This window comes from Ectorhizobium quercum (genome assembly GCF_026552795.1).
GTDB lineage: Bacteria > Pseudomonadota > Alphaproteobacteria > Rhizobiales > Rhizobiaceae > Ectorhizobium > Ectorhizobium quercum.
The window spans coordinates 356,641-370,645 of the sequence record NZ_JANFPI010000001.1 but is presented as its reverse complement, the minus strand read 5'-3'; the positions used below and the strand labels follow the sequence as shown (position 1 = coordinate 370,645).

Sequence of the window (14,005 nt, the reverse complement as noted above, 5' to 3'; positions counted from 1 at the left end):
GGAAATGTCCTCCGGCTCAGTCCAGCGTCGCGAACAGGCCGGCCATCAGCCGCCCCCGGTCGATCAGGCTGTCGATTTCGATATGTTCTTCCAGTGTGTGGTAGCCCGCGCCCCGGACCCCGAGACCGCAGAGCGTGGCAATGCCCATCGCCCCGGTGAAATTGCCGTCCGAGCCGCCGCCGGAACTGCCGTGCGGCAGGGAAACGCCGAGCCTGCCGGCCAGCGCCAGCGCCTTTTCATAAAGCGCCATCGTTTCCGGGCGACCCGGCTGCCAGACGGGCCGGGTCACGCCGCGCGTGACGGCGAACTCGACCCCGTTTTCCGTGCAGGACAGGGCGAGCATGCGGGCAATGCCGGCTTCCAGATCCTCGTCGGTCTTCGCCATCGAAAGCGCCTGCGCGGTGCAGAGCGAGGAAACGCAATTGACCCATTGGCCGCCATCGATGACGCCGACCGAGAACGTGCATTCCTCGCCGCTCATCGCATCGATTTCCAGCACCCTGCGGGCCATTTCGCGAATGGCGGAACGGCCGGATTTCGGCGAGACACCGGCATGGGAGGGCTTGCCGCGCGCTTCCAGATTGTAGCGGGCGATGGCATAGCGCCCCGTCACCACGCCGTTTTCCTCACGCGCCGGTTCGGGCACCAGCACATATCGGTTGCGCGCCGCCTCCATCTCGATCAGTTCGCGGGTGGAAGGCGTGCCGATCTCCTCGTCCGGGGTCATGAGGAAGGTGACGGGCAGCTTCGTTTCGATGCCGGCGCGGATCAACTGCCTCATTGCCTCGAAGGCGATGAAATTGCCGCCCTTCATGTCGAGAATGCCGGGACCGTAGGCACGGTTGCCGTCGATGCGGAAGGGCAGGCTCGCCAGCGTACCGAGGGGATGGACCGTGTCGAAATGGCCGGAAACCAGAATGCCCGGCGTGTTCGGCACCGGGTGCGGGAACCGTGCGCGCAGGCTGCCGCCGAGGCCCATGCGGCCGGGAATGCGCTCGACGGACGCGCCGAGGGTGGCGAAGTCGTGCGCCGCCAGATCCATCATGCGGTTCACGGCGGCCGCGTCGTAGGTCGGGCTCTCGCACTCGATCCAGGGCCTGAGGCCCGCCAGCATCTCGCCGGTTTCGAAGGGAAGTCGGGTGAAATCCATCTTGCGCTTTCTCGTTTCGTCGCGGGTTCGCAGCCCGAACGATGCTGGACAATTCGGAAAAAGCCCCGGCCCCTTGCGAGGCCGGGCCAGGCGGGAGGGAATTCAGGCGGCGAGGCGCTTTTCGACGATGCGGGCGAGCAGGCTCGCGCCGACCGGCAGGATGCCGTCGTCGAGCACGTAGCCCGGATTGTGCGGCGGAATGGTGCCGGCATGGCCCACCGTGCAATAGACGCCCGGCACCTTGAACAGCATGTCGGCGAAGTCCTCGCTGCCCATCACCGGGTCCGTCTTGGTGTAGACGCTCTCCGCGCCGACGATGTCGCGGGCGGCATCGGCAAAGCCTTCCACCAGCTCGTCCGTGTTCACCAGCACGTCGAAGACGTTGCGGATGTCGGTCTCGATCTCGACCTCGAAGGAAGCGGCCAGCCCGCTGGCGATCGCCCGCATGCGTTCGCGGATCTCATCGTTCACCTCGCGGTCGAGATAGCGCACCGTGCCGGACACCGTCGCCTCTTCCGGCACGACGTTGTAGGCCGTGCCGGCATGAACCTGCGTGACCGAGACGACGGCGGATTTCAGCGGCGAGATGTTGCGCGAGACGATGGATTGCAGCGCCGAGACGAGCTGGGTCGCGACGATGATCGGGTCCTTCGACACTTCCGGATGGGCGCCGTGGCTGCCGCGGCCCTTGATGCGGAAGTCGAAGAAATCCGCGCCGGCCATCGCCGTGCCCGGCTTGATGCCGATCCGGAAGGGATCGTCGTTCGGGGCGTTGTGCAGGCCGTAGATCTCGTCGCAGGGGAAGCGCTCGAACAGACCGTCGGCGATCATGGCGCGCGCGCCGCCGCAGCCTTCCTCGCCCGGCTGGAAAATGAAGACGGCAGTGCCGGCGAAATCGCGGGTTTCGGCCAGATAGCGGGCCGCGCCGAGCAGCATGGTCGTGTGGCCGTCATGGCCGCAGCCGTGGAAGCGGTTGGGGATTTTCGAGGCATAGGGCAGGTTGGTGCGCTCTTCCATCGGCAGGGCGTCCATGTCGGCGCGAAGACCGATGGTGCGGCCCTCGCCCTTCGCGCCCTTGAGGATGCCGACGACGCCGGTCTTGCCGATGCCGCGATGCACCTCGATGCCCCAGCCTGCCAGCTTTTCGGCGACGATACCGGAGGTGCGCACCTCCTCGAAGCCGATTTCCGGATGTTCGTGGATGTCGCGGCGGATGGCGGTCAGCTCATCGTGCCAGGAGGCGATTTTCTCGATAACGGGCATGTCTTCATTCCTTGGCGGATATTGGCGATGAAAGTTCGGTCAGGAAAAGACCGGGCCGAGCGGGGAAAGGCGAATACCGGGGCGAAGCTTCGTCCACGGCAGGGAAGCGGGGTCCACGGCCATCGGCCCGGGCGCGGCGCAAACGAGAATGGTTTCGGCGATCGGCTCGAAATCGGCGCGGAAATGCACCGAACTCTTGTTGACGAGGATGGCCTCACCCTCCGGCTCGATGCCGAGATAACGGAACAGGCCCCGGTCGGCCATCTGCACCTTGTGCGAGGCGACCGCGACGCGCACACCGCCGATCCTCAGGCAAGCCGAGGGGCCGAGCCGCATCAGCGTATCGCCGTAATAGGGGCCGCTGACGCGGGTAAAGCCGTCCGACAGTGCCTCGACGGTGAACTCCGCCTCATAGGGCGCATCGCCAGGAATGCCGGATTTTCCGCCGAGTGCGATGCGGATCGTCGCGCCGACGCCCGCCTCCTGCGCGGCCAGCGCCGCCTGCGGATCGTAGAGCAGGCCGATGGCGGCGTTCTGTGCATCGTTTTCGACCAGCGCGCGGAGCATGCCGGTCGTGTCGGAATCGCCGCCCGCGCCGGGGTTGTCCTGCGTGTCGGCAATGACGATGGGCTTCGAGGCGGTCGCGGCGATCCTGATCGCCTCCTTCACGCCCCCGTCCGGGTCGAAGACGCGGCCCGCGAAGGCGTCCTCGCTGGCGTCGACCAGCGCCTTCAGCTCGTCGGCCGCCGCATCAGCGGCCGCTTGCGTCTCACCGTAGGCGAGCACCGTGGCGCCGCAGGCATTGAAATCCGCAGCGGGAAAACCGGGAAAGAACGACATGGAGACGACCCCTTCCCGCTCCTCCAGCGCCTCGAGTTTCGCATAGATGGATTTCGCCGGCTGCATGCTCGTGCATTGCCAGGAGATCGGGATGAGGTAATCGATCTGGCGATACGCTTTGGCGAAGCGCTCGCCATCCATCAGCCGGTCGAGCAGGACGGCGGCGCGGTAGCCGGTCAGCGCCATATCCACATGCGGATAGGTGCGGTAGCCGACCATGATATCGGCGTCCTTCATCGACTGTTCGGTCATGTTGCCGTGCAGGTCGAGACTGACGGCGACGGGAATGTCGGGGCCGACCGCCTTGCGGATGCGGGCGAGAAGCTCGCCCTCGCCGTCGTCCAGATGCTCGCAGACCATCGCGCCGTGCAGGTCGAGATAGATGCCGTCGAGCGGCAGCGCCGCGACGATGCCCTCGACGATTTCCGCCGAAATGCGCTCGAAGGCGTCCTGCGTGACATGGGCGGACGGCACGGCGCTGGCGCGCAGCACCGGCACGACGTCCCATTTCGTCTCGCGGGCGTAATCGAGCGCCCCCTCGATGCCGGTATTGGCCCCGGCGACCATCTCGATCATGTCCTTGCCGCGGCAAAGCGGCAGATGGCCGCTACCCTTCAGAAAGGCGTCGTAATCGGCCTTCGTGGGGGCGAACGTATTGGTTTCATGAATGAAACCGGCAAAGGCAACGCGCCGGGACTTCATTTCGTATTCTCCTGTTTCAATGCCTTTGCCGTATCCGGCAGGTTCTGCCCCTTCCCCTCCGTCATGGTCGGGCCTGACCCGACCATCCATGCCCCGGGTGCCGCGTGGACCCTCGGGTCAAGCCCGAGGGTGACGGGGGAGCGTGGGGCGAACGTGTGGCGCATGGTCGGGTCTTTCATGCCGCCTCCGGCTCCAGCGGCCGGAAATTGGCGAAATCCCAGTGCCGTCCGGGTGCGGCCTCGATGAGTTGGCGCGTATAGGCATGGGAGGGGTTGGTCAGCACCTCGTAGCCGGTGGCGTATTCGACGATCCGGCCCTTCTGCATCACGATCACGTCGTCGCAGATCTGCGCGGCGACGCGCAGGTCGTGGGTGATGAACAGGATGGCGATGCCGAGCCGCTCCTGAAGTTCCGCCAGAAGGTCGAGCACCTGTGCCTGCACCGAGACGTCGAGTGCCGAAACCGCCTCGTCGGCCACCAGAACCTTGGGGTTCATGGCCACCGCGCGGGCGATGGCGATGCGCTGTCGCTGGCCGCCGGAAAACTGGTGCGGATAGCGGTTCACCGCGTCTTCCGGCAGACCGACGATGGCGAGGATCTCGCGGGCGCGCTTCAGCGCCTCCGCCTTCGGCGTGCCGTAGTTCACCGGCCCCTCGGCAATGCTTTCGCCCACGGTGATGCGCGGGTTGAGCGAGCGGTAGGGGTCCTGGAACACCATCTGGATATGCTGGCGATGCGGCTGCAACGCTCGTCGGGAGAAATCGGCGATCTCCTGCCCGCCGATGCGGATCGAACCGGAGGTCGGGTCGATGAGGCGCATGATGCAGCGCGCCACCGTCGACTTGCCCGAACCGCTTTCCCCGACAATGCCGAGCGTGCGGCCCTTCTTCAGCGTGAAGGACACGTCCGCCGCCGCCCTGGTTCCGGGCGCCTGTTTCCCGAAAAACGACTTCTTGCCGTAGACCTTTTCGAGCTGCGAGGCCGACAGGACGATCTCGTCGGAGACGGAGGCGCGCGGCTCACGCGGCACGAGGCTCGGAACAGACGACAGAAGCGTGCGCGTGTAGTCCTTTTCCGGCGCCGTGAGGATCTGCCCGATGGGGCCGTTCTCCACGAGATTGCCGCGGTGCATGACATAGACCGTGTCGGCGATTTCGGCGACCACGCCCATGTCGTGGGTGATGAACAGGACGGCGGTGCCCTGCTTTTCCTGCAACTCGTCGATCAGCTTGAGGATCTGCTTCTGGGTCGTGACGTCGAGCGCCGTGGTCGGCTCGTCGGCGATCAGGAGCTTCGGCTTCAGGATCAGCGCCATCGCGATCATGATGCGCTGGCGCTGGCCGCCGGAAAGCTGGTGCGGATAGGAATTGAAGATGCGCTCCACATCCGGCAGATGCACCTCGCGCATCATCTCGAGCACGGCGTCCTTCTGTTCCTTCGCCGACAGCCTCGTGTGTTCCTGAAGCACCTCGCAGATCTGCCGGCCCACGGTCAGCACCGGGTTCAGCGCCGTCATCGGCTCCTGGAAGATCATGGCGATGCTCTTCGAGCGCAGCGCCCGCATGCGGGCGGCGTCGGCCTTCAGCAGGTCCTCGCCCTCGAACAGGATTTCGCCGCCGCGCGGCTCCAGCGACTGGCGCGGCAGGAGCCCCATCGTCGCCAGCGAGGTCACGGACTTGCCGGAGCCGGACTCCCCGACGAGGCAGACCGTTTCGCCGGCGCGGATGGTGATCGATATGCCGTTGAGGACCGGCGGGCTTTCATCGTCGCCGGTGAGCGCGATGACCAGATCGTTGATGCGCAGGACGTCCGCGGCGGCGGGATCGAAAACGTTTGTCGTCATTTCGTGGCCTCCCTCTTCTTCATGCGCGGATCGAGCAGGTCGCGCGCCGTGTCGCCGAGAAGGTTGATGGAGAGAATGCAGAGGGAAAGCGCCAGCCCCGGCCAGAAAATCAGCGAAGGCTTGAGCTGGAAGTAGGCGCGCCCCTCGGCCATGATGTTGCCCCAGGTGGCGATTTCGGTCGAAACGCCGGCGCCGAGGAAGGACAGGATCGCCTCCGTCAGGATCGCCGAGGCGCAGACATAGGTTCCCTGCACGATAAGCGGCGCCAGCGTGTTCGGCATCAGATGCCGCCAGAGGATCTTCGGCAGGCTGGAGCCGGCGGCAACCGCCGCTTCCACATAGGGCTCCTCGCGCGCCGTCAGCACCACGGAGCGGACCAGGCGCACGACACGGGGAATTTCCGGCACGGTGATGGCGAACATCACGGTCCAGATGCTCGCACCCGTCAGCGAGACGACTGCGATGGCGAGCAACAGGCTCGGAATGGCCATCAGCGCGTCCATGATACGCATGACGATGGCATCGAGAATGCGGAAGAAGCCGGAAACGAGGCCGATGAACAGCCCGATGGCGACCGAGATGACCGCCGCGCCGACGCCGATGAACAGCGAGATGCGCGCGCCGTAGAGAACGCGGGACAGGAGGTCGCGGCCGTAGGCGTCGGTGCCGAGCGGATAGACGTCGCTTGCCGGTTTCAGACGGGCGGACGGCATCATCGCCAGCGGATCGTGGGGGGCGAGCAGCGGCGCGAAGACGGCGAGCAGCACGGTTATGGCCAACACCGCAAGCGCGATGCCGGGAATGAGCATCGAGCGCTGGCGTTTGCCTTTGGACCGTAAACCGGGCAGGCGCATCGCGGCGCCGAGAGGGGTCGGCTGGGCCATCAGTAGCGGATCCTCGGGTCGAAGAAGGAATAGGAAAGGTCGATCAGCAGGTTGATCAGCACATATATGCCGCTGGTCAGAAGGATCATGCCCTGGATGACCGGATAGTCGCGGGCGAGGATCGCATCGACGGTCAGTCGGCCGATGCCGGGAATGTTGAAGACGCTTTCCGTCACCACCACGCCGGAAATCAGCAGCGCGAAGCCGGTGCCGATGATCGTCAGGACGGGCACGGCGGCGTTTCGCAGCGCATGGCGGAAGAGAACGATGTTCTCGCGCAGGCCCTTGGCCCGGGCGGTGCGGATATAGTCCTCGCCCAGCACTTCCAGCACGGAGGCGCGCGTCATGCGGGCGATCAACGCCACATAGATCGAGGCGAGCGTCAGGGACGGTAGCACGGCGCGTTCGAGGAACGGCCCCAGTCCCCGGGAAATGCTGCGGAAGCCCTGAACCGGGAACCACTTCAGGTCGATGGCGAAGAACTGGATCAGGATATAGCCGATGACGAAGACCGGCACGGAAAAGCCGATGACCGAGATCGACATGACGGCGTAGTCGATCCAGGTGCCGTGCCGCCAGGCGGCGATGACGCCGAGCGGAACGGCGATCAGCACGGACAGGACGATGGTGAGCAGCGCCAGGCTGATGGTCGGCTCGATATGCTGGCCGATCATGGCCGTGACGGGCGTGTTGGAAATCAGCGAGGTGCCGAGATCACCCTGGAGCAGCAACCAGAACCAGGAGAAGAACTGCACGGCGATCGGCTTGTCGAGGCCGAGCGAGGTACGGATCCGTTCGAGTTGTTCGGGGGTGGCCATGTCGCCGGCGATGATGGCGGCGGGGTCGCCCGGCGTCAGGCGAAGCAGCAGGAAGACGAATACGGCAACCGTGACCATCACCGGGATGGCCGCCAGTATCCGGCGGAACGTATAGGCGAGCATGAGCATCCTCACGTCGGTTATTCGGGAGAGGCCGGCGGCGCCCGCCTTGCGGGAAGGGTGCCGCCGGGCCGCGGCTGACAGCGGAGGCTTGCCGCCGGACGCGCACGAGGGCGACCTTCCGGCGGCGGATCACGAAGAAGACCTCAGTCTTCCTTCTTCTCGATGTTCCAGAACACCGGAACCGGCGATTCCAGCAAACCGGAGAGTTCGTTGCGCCAGACGCTCGGGTTCTTGTACTGGCCGAGCGGGATGTAGTTCACCTCGTCCAGCGCATGCGCCTGCAACTCGGCGGCGGCGGCCTGCTGTTCCTCCAGCGAGCCGGCGGCGATGTACTTGGCGCGCAGCTCCTCGAGCGCGGGGTCCGTGGGCCAGCCGAAGAAGCCCTGCGTGCCGCGGCCGTTCAGCATCGGGTTGTTGAGCGGGGTCATGATCTCCGGAACGATCCAGTTCGTGAAGAACAGGTTCCAGCCGCCTTCCGCCGGAGGCTTCTGGGAGGCGCGGCGGGTCACGAGCGTCTGCCAGTCCATTGCCTGCATGTCGACGTTGAAGCCGGCGGCGCGCAGGGCGGCAGCGGCGACGACCGGCTGGGCCTTGATGGTGACGACATCGGTCGGCTGCATCAACACGACGGGCGTGCCGTCATAGCCGGCTTCCTCCAGCAGCGCCTTGGCGCCCTCGATATCGCCCGAACCGATCAGGCTGTCCGCGCCGGCCTCGGATTCCAGCGGCGTGCCGCATCCGAACACCGAGCCGCAGACCGTATAGTAATCCGGGTTGCCGATCAGCGCGTCGAGAACATCCTTCTGGTTCAGCGCCTTCAGCGCCGCCTGGCGGATCTGCTTGTTGTCGAAGGGCGGGAAAAGGAAGTTCATCCGGCCCATCGTCTGGGAACCGAGGGTGTTGAGGATCTTCACCGTCAGTTCGTCATTGCTTTCGATGAGCGGCAGGAGATCGACCGGCGGCGACTCGACATAGTCGATCTCGCCCGACTGGATGGCGTTGAGCGCGGTCTGGGCGTCCGGCATGGTGATCCATTCGACGCGATCGACCTTTACGACCTTGCCGCCGGACAGCCAGCTCGCCGGTTCCGAACGCGGCACGTAGTCCTCGAACTTCTCGTAGACCGCCTTCACGCCCGGCTGGTATTCCTCCTGCACGAACCTGAACGGGCCCGAGCCGATGATTTCGGTGACGGCGGTGTCAGCCGGCGTTTCGGCGACGCGCTTCGGCATCATGAAGGGCACGACGGAGGACGGCTTCGCCAGAACGTCGAGCACGTAGTTGAAGGGCTCCTTCAGCTTCAGCACGATCGTCTTCTCGTCGGCGGCGGTCAGGCTCTCGGTCTTGTCGAACAGAACCTGGCCCGACGTGTCGCGCGTGCCCCAGCGCTGTAGCGAGGCGATGCAGTCTTCCGCCGTCACCGGGGTGCCGTCATGCCATTTCAGCCCGTCGCGCAGCGTGAACGTATAGGTCAGCTTGTCGTCGGAAACCGTGTAGTCGGCCATCTGCGGCTGCGGATTGAACTCGGAATCGAGCGCCAGCAGCGTATCCCACACCATGTAGCCATGATTGCGCACGATATGCGCCGTCGTGATGATCGGGTCGAGAATGCGCAGGCCCGAATGCGGAACGGCGAGGAGGGTGGTGGCCGACGCATCGGTCGCGAAGCCGCTCACGCAGGCCGAAAGGGCGAGGACGGCGGCGGCAAGCCGGCTTTTCAGGCGGCCTGCTTTTCTGGTGGTTGGTACATTCATTTGTTCGCTGTTCCCTTGTTTCATTTGCAGATGACGACCGGCAAGCCGACAGCGATGGCCCGCGCGCAAACGCACGGCACCGGTCTTCCCGCCGGGTCGTTTTCGAAATGCCCGCCGCACATCCTCCCACATGAGAATGCACGTCAGGAAAGCTTCGGCCGCCCCGCGCTGCCGGGCGCAAGACACCCCTTTCCGCCTGCGGGAAAGGCGTCGAAGGAAGCCTGCGGACACCTTCGGGGCGGCCCCACCGTCCCCATCGTCCCGGCGCAAGACGCTCTTTTCGCATCCGGGCTGGCGTCCGCGCGCTTCCTATGGAATCATCAGGAATGAGACATCCGATGCACTGCGTTCCCCTCAGGATTATTTTACCGCGATGCGATTGCTATTCTTGAGATACGATTATAGGCTCAGGATCATGGTTGTCAACTTTCTGTCGCATCGCAAAAAATGAATTTCATCCCGGAAACGCCAAAGGCCACCGATCGCAGGGCTCGCATAGCCGCGCTGGAAAAGGCCTTCGCCATTCTCGAGCTTTTCGGTCCGGACGCTCCGGAACTCAGGATCGCCGATGTAGCATCGCGCACGGGCATGAACCGGTCCAGCGCCCAGCGGCTGCTTCACACGCTTGTGACGTCCGGCTGGCTTCAGCGCGATGCGGCCAGTGGCACCTTCTCGCTCGCGCACCGGGCCGGCTATCCCGCCCATGTCTATCTCGCCTCGAACCAGCTCATCGACCTTACGATGCCGCTGCTGGTGGAGCTGAACGCCCGCACCGGACTGAGCTGCGACCTCTGGCTTCTGGATGGCGACGAGGCGGTGACGCTCGCCCGCGTGCCTTCGCCGGCGGCCTCGCTGGCGCTCGCGCCCGTGGGCAGCCGCATCGCACTCGCCGATGCCGCTCCCGGCCGCGCCCTTCTGGCCGCGATGGCGCCGGACATGCTGGCCCGCTTCCTCAGCATCCACACCACGACGGCCGATGCCGGCGCCTCACAGGGGCTCTCCGGGCGCCTGTCGGCCGAACGCGCGGCGGGCCATGCCTCCGACGCGCCGCAGGAAAGCGAAGGCGGCCATCTCGTCGCAGCCGCGTTCCGCGATGCGGCCGGCCAGCCCGTCGCGGCGATTTCCGTTTCCGGCCTGCGCAATGCCGAGGCCGCGCGCAAGGCGGCGGAGCAGCTTGCCGAAACGGTCGCCCGCATCAACGAACTGCGCGTCACCCGGGCCGTCCACCCCGCCAACATCGAACCGAACACACGCTACACCTGGCCACTCGTCGACGACGCGGGCGACCCGCTGGCCGTGACGGCGGTGGCCAAGAGCCTTTACCTCATGCAGTTCTTCCATCCGGCCGTTCCGCTCATGACGCTGACGGAACTGTCGCGGCAGACCGGCTTTCCAGTGCCGACCGTCCAGCGCATCACCGACACGCTGATCGGCCTCGGCTATCTGGAAAGGGACGACAGGAAGCGTGCCTTCCACGTATCCGTCCGCTCTCTCGACCTGCTCTATCGCTTGCAGATGGGCAGCAGCCTCATCCGCTCGATCTGGCCGCGCCTCGTCCGGCTGCGCGAGGAATGCGGGCTGCGCTGTTCCTTCTGCATTCTCGACGGCTCGGAGATCGTCCACCTGCTGCATATCCAGAGCCGCCCGCAGCCCGCCTTCCGCACCGCCTATCCGGGCCGCAGGCTGCCGGCCGTCTCGTCCTCGGGCGGGCGGGCGATCCTCTCCTGGCTGCCGGAAGACGAGATGGACGCGATCCTGGCCAACAGCGCGGTGGAGCCCGGCACGCCCCATACCGTGACCGACAAGCAGGCGATCCGGGCCGAGATCGTTGCGGCCCGCCCGCGCGGCATCGCCTTCACCGACCGGCAGTCGATCCGCGACGAGGTCAATGTCGCCGCCGCCGTTCCCGGCCCGCACGGCCGGCCATGCGGCGCCATCGTCGTTTCGGCCCCGGTCCGAAGCTGGAGCGTCGAGCGCCTGGAAAGGGAAGTCGTGCCGCTGCTCGTCTCGCATGCGCGCGGCGGCCTGCTGACCGGCTGAACCGCCGGTCTCCTGCCCCGGCGCGGCATCCATGAAAAAGGGCCGCCCGAAGGCGACCCCCAAAACTGCACTCCTTACGGGAGCCGGTCCCTGCGCGTCCCGGTCAACCGAAGACCTTCGTCAGCGCGGTGTCGATGGCGCCGGTGATCGCGTCGATGTCGTTTGCGGTCGCGATCAGGGCCGGGCTGAGGCATAGCGTGTTGTTGAGGCCCGGCAGCGAACGGTTGGTCGCACCGATGATGACGCCCTGGGCCATGCACTCAGCGACGACGGCCTGAACCTTCTTCTCCTCCGCCGGCTCCTTCGTCGCGCGGTCGGAGACGAGTTCGGCTCCGCAGAACAGGCCCGCGCCGCGGATATCGCCGATCACCTCATGCCTTTCCATGAGGCCGGCGAGATTGTCCATCAGGCGCTCGCCCATCTTGACGGTGTTGTCGAGCAGGCCTTCCTCCTCGATGATCCGCATGTTCTCGAGCGCCGCGGCCGGGCCGGCGGTGCAGCCGCCGAAGGTGGAGATGTCGCGGAAATAGCTCATCGTGTCGTCCGGCGCGTCCTTGAACAGGTCGAACACCCGCTCGGTCGTGACCGTGCAGGAAATCGCGGCATAGCCGGAAGCGACGCCCTTGGCCATCGTGACGAAATCCGGCTCGATCCCGTAGTTCTGGTAGCCGAACCATGTGCCGGTGCGGCCGACGCCGCAAACGACCTCGTCGATGTGCAGCAGGATCTCGTATTTGCGGCAGATCTCCTGAACCCGCTCCCAGTAGCCCTTCGGCGGGACGATGACGCCGCCGCCGGCCGTCACCGGCTCCAGCACGATCGCGCCGATCGTATCGGCGCCCTCGCGCAGGATCACCTCCTCGATGGCGTCGGCGGCGCGTTCGCCGTAATTCCCGACATCCCACTGCTTGCGGTATTCGAGGCAATGCGGCACCCGCACGAAACCGTCCGGATAGGGCCCGTACATGGCCGCGCGCTGGTCCTGGCCGGATGTGGCCAGCGTGCCGATGGTCGTGCCGTGATAGTCGCGGTCGCGATAGAGGATCTTCCACTTCTTGCCGCCGTGGTGACGATGCGCGATCTGGCGCACCATCTTGTAGACCTTCTCGTTCGCTTCCGAACCGGAGTTGGAATAATAGACGCGGCTCATGCCCGGCATCTTGGTCAGAAGCTTTTCGGCAAACAGCGCGGCCGGCACGTTGCCGCCGGCGCCCGCCCAGTAGTTCAGCTTGACGAGTTGGTCGCGGATGACGTTCGCGATGCTTTCGCGGCCGTAGCCGACATTCACCGTCCAGACGCCCCCCGAAACGGCATCGAGGAACTCGGCGCCCTTGGCATCCCAGAGCTTCATGCCGCGCCCCTCGACGAAGACGCGCGGGTCAATCGTTTCATATTGCTTGTGCTGGCTCAGATGGTGCCAGACATGCGCGCGGTCGGCTTCGATCACGCCGCGAATATCGTTGGGGTTGACGACACTGTTCATAGCGGGCCTCTCAAGGTCATTGGATGACCATGAAATAGCACGATATATCGGTAATGCTGGCAGGAAAGTCCTCTGGCCCTGTCGAAATTGCGCGCTGGCCCAGTAACCGCCGCCGCTCAGGCGAGAAGCAGGCCGAGAATGCCGCCGACGATGAGCAGGCAGCCGGACAATTCCCGCAGGTTGAGGCGCTCCTTGAACATGAACCAAGAGGCCATGAAGGTGAAGACCAGCTCGATCTGCCCGAGCGCGCGGACATAGGCGACCGGCTGAAGCGCCATCGCCGTGAACCAGCACGCCGAGCCGAGCACGCCGGCCAGGCCGACCAGCGACGAGGAACGCCACGATTTCGCGACGCGGAGGATCTCGCCCCGGTCCGTCGCCAGCATCCACACCAGCATGTAGAGCGTCTGGAAGCCCGTGACGAAGGCGAGCGTCGTCGCGGCCTGCATGACCGGGTTCGGTCCCTCGAGCGCAAGCGCCGCGCTCCGGTAGGCAACGGCCGAAATGCCGAAGATACCGCCGGAGGCGATGCCGATCAGGGCCGTGCGGCTGGCCAGCGCCGTCAGCAGGCTTTTCGGCGACAGCGGCGACCGGGCCATCGAGATGAGCATGACGCCGACCACGCCGACGACGATCGCAAACACCGCGCCGGCGGTCAGTTTCTCCCCCAGCAGCAGGAAGCCGAACAGCGCTGCCTGAACCGGCTCGGTCTTGGAATAGGCCGTTCCGACCGCAAAATTACGCAGCGAGAACAGGTGGACCAAGAGGATGGTGGCGTAAATCTGCGCCAGTCCGCCGATCACCGCCCAGAAAACGAAGCGCAGGTTCAGGTCCGGCACGGCATAGCCGACGACGCCGTGCAGCACGCCGACATAAAGGACGGCGAGCGGAAAACCGTAGCCGAAACGCACGAAGCTGGCGCCGCGCGTTCCCAGCGACGACCGCAGGCGCTTCTGAAGGGCCGACCGCAGGTTCTGGAGGAACGCGGCGGCGATGGTGATCGGTATCCAGGCTTCCATAGGCGCTGCGGTAGCATGGGCAAAACACAGCCGCCAAGCCCGGCGGGCCGCGAATCCGTTCCGTCTTTTCTTTTGGCTGCCGGCGG

Annotated in this window: 10 protein-coding genes; 1 reads left to right on the top strand and 9 read right to left on the bottom strand. The window is 65.6% G+C overall.

What is annotated here, in order from left to right; genetic code table 11:
• Positions 1–16 precede the first annotated feature (16 nt).
• From NOF55_RS01720 to NOF55_RS01690, 7 genes are all read right to left on the bottom strand, one after another.
• Entirely contained in the window at positions 17–1,150 is a 1,134-nt protein-coding gene (locus NOF55_RS01720) for a M20/M25/M40 family metallo-hydrolase (protein WP_306409584.1), read from the bottom strand.
• 102 nt (positions 1,151–1,252) lie between these two features.
• Positions 1,253–2,413, bottom strand: coding sequence for a M20 aminoacylase family protein (locus NOF55_RS01715; protein ID WP_306409583.1), 1,161 nt, complete (start codon positions 2,411–2,413; stop codon positions 1,253–1,255).
• A 39-nt stretch (positions 2,414–2,452) separates the two neighbouring features.
• Positions 2,453–3,955, bottom strand: coding sequence for a M81 family metallopeptidase (locus NOF55_RS01710; RefSeq protein ID WP_306409582.1), 1,503 nt, complete (start codon positions 3,953–3,955; stop codon positions 2,453–2,455).
• A gap of 175 nt (positions 3,956–4,130) precedes the next feature.
• Positions 4,131–5,798 carry an ABC transporter ATP-binding protein gene (locus NOF55_RS01705; protein ID WP_306409581.1) on the bottom strand — a complete coding sequence of 556 codons (1,668 nt, stop codon included), beginning with the start codon at positions 5,796–5,798 and terminating at the stop codon, positions 4,131–4,133.
• Positions 5,795–6,607, bottom strand: coding sequence for an ABC transporter permease (locus NOF55_RS01700; protein WP_306410171.1), 813 nt, complete (start codon positions 6,605–6,607; stop codon positions 5,795–5,797). The genes NOF55_RS01705 and NOF55_RS01700 overlap by 4 nt, the downstream gene beginning before the upstream one ends.
• 74 nt (positions 6,608–6,681) lie before the next feature.
• A complete protein-coding gene (locus NOF55_RS01695; protein ID WP_306410170.1) occupies positions 6,682–7,623 on the bottom strand; it encodes an ABC transporter permease in 942 nt (313 codons plus the stop codon).
• 143 nt (positions 7,624–7,766) lie between these two features.
• On the bottom strand, positions 7,767–9,377 hold the full coding sequence (locus NOF55_RS01690) for an ABC transporter substrate-binding protein (protein ID WP_306409580.1): 1,611 nt from the start codon (positions 9,375–9,377) through the stop codon (positions 7,767–7,769).
• A gap of 447 nt (positions 9,378–9,824) precedes the next feature.
• Between NOF55_RS01690 and NOF55_RS01685 the strand changes: the two genes are divergently transcribed.
• Entirely contained in the window at positions 9,825–11,417 is a 1,593-nt protein-coding gene (locus NOF55_RS01685) for an IclR family transcriptional regulator (RefSeq protein WP_306409579.1), read from the top strand.
• A 103-nt stretch (positions 11,418–11,520) separates the two neighbouring features.
• On the opposite strand, the gene tpa is transcribed toward NOF55_RS01685, so the two are convergent.
• Positions 11,521–12,900 carry a hypotaurine--pyruvate aminotransferase Tpa gene (gene tpa, locus NOF55_RS01680; protein ID WP_306409578.1) on the bottom strand — a complete coding sequence of 460 codons (1,380 nt, stop codon included), beginning with the start codon at positions 12,898–12,900 and terminating at the stop codon, positions 11,521–11,523.
• A 116-nt stretch (positions 12,901–13,016) separates the two neighbouring features.
• Entirely contained in the window at positions 13,017–13,919 is a 903-nt protein-coding gene (locus NOF55_RS01675; RefSeq protein WP_306409577.1) for an EamA family transporter, read from the bottom strand.
• Positions 13,920–14,005 lie beyond the last annotated feature (86 nt).

Coding starts and splice junctions, on each gene's coding strand:
- NOF55_RS01720 (WP_306409584.1), bottom strand. CDS start 1,150: ATGGATTTCACCCGACTTCCCTTCGAAACCGGCGAGATGCTGGCGGGC.
- NOF55_RS01715 (WP_306409583.1), bottom strand. CDS start 2,413: ATGCCCGTTATCGAGAAAATCGCCTCCTGGCACGATGAGCTGACCGCC.
- NOF55_RS01710 (WP_306409582.1), bottom strand. CDS start 3,955: ATGAAGTCCCGGCGCGTTGCCTTTGCCGGTTTCATTCATGAAACCAAT.
- NOF55_RS01705 (WP_306409581.1), bottom strand. CDS start 5,798: ATGACGACAAACGTTTTCGATCCCGCCGCCGCGGACGTCCTGCGCATC.
- NOF55_RS01700 (WP_306410171.1), bottom strand. CDS start 6,607: ATGCTCATTCCCGGCATCGCGCTTGCGGTGTTGGCCATAACCGTGCTG.
- NOF55_RS01695 (WP_306410170.1), bottom strand. CDS start 7,623: ATGCTCGCCTATACGTTCCGCCGGATACTGGCGGCCATCCCGGTGATG.
- NOF55_RS01690 (WP_306409580.1), bottom strand. CDS start 9,377: ATGAATGTACCAACCACCAGAAAAGCAGGCCGCCTGAAAAGCCGGCTT.
- NOF55_RS01685 (WP_306409579.1), top strand. CDS start 9,825: ATGAATTTCATCCCGGAAACGCCAAAGGCCACCGATCGCAGGGCTCGC.
- tpa (WP_306409578.1), bottom strand. CDS start 12,900: ATGAACAGTGTCGTCAACCCCAACGATATTCGCGGCGTGATCGAAGCC.
- NOF55_RS01675 (WP_306409577.1), bottom strand. CDS start 13,919: ATGGAAGCCTGGATACCGATCACCATCGCCGCCGCGTTCCTCCAGAAC.